This is a genomic window from Halorubrum sp. Atlit-8R, assembly GCF_003666025.1.
Classification (GTDB): Archaea; Halobacteriota; Halobacteria; order Halobacteriales; family Haloferacaceae; genus Halorubrum; species Halorubrum salinarum.
On record NZ_QPLV01000049.1, the window covers coordinates 1 to 476 of the forward strand.

Annotated in this window: 1 protein-coding gene; it reads left to right on the forward strand. The window is 53.8% G+C overall.

The window, feature by feature from the left end; all coding sequences use genetic code 11:
* Positions 1 to 25: 25 nt before the first annotated feature.
* Positions 26 to 476 (forward strand): twin-arginine translocation signal domain-containing protein (locus tag DVK05_RS16520; protein ID WP_121564960.1); only part of this gene is annotated, 451 nt, incomplete at its 3' end.

The following is a 476-nucleotide window of genomic DNA, read 5'->3' on the forward strand; positions in this document are numbered from 1 at the left end:
GCACCCTAACTCACATGGTGATGGTATGGTCAAGCGTGACAAGGGCCGTATCGACCGGAGATCGTTCCTAAAATACAGTGGATTGGCTGGTACTGGTATCACGGTTGCAGGATGTACTGGGAATCAGTCGGAAGAAACTACATCTGTTAATTCAGGTGGGTCAACGTCGTCCGGCAATAATCAGGCGACATCAGCTAACAAATCGTCGACTGACTTCGAATATGTGACAACCATCACACCGACCTCACTCGATCCGATGAAGGGGTCGGACAACATCGAGGCCATCCTCCTTCACAACCTCTACGACCCACTCCTCTATTACACCGACGAGACGCCGCCAACCCTCCAGAACTGGCTCGCCACCGACTACACCGTCTCAGAAGACAAGAAGACGTACACGTTCTCGCTTCGCGAGGACGCGGCGTTCCACAACGGTGACCCCGTGACCGCTTCCGACGTGAAGTACTCTTTCCAGC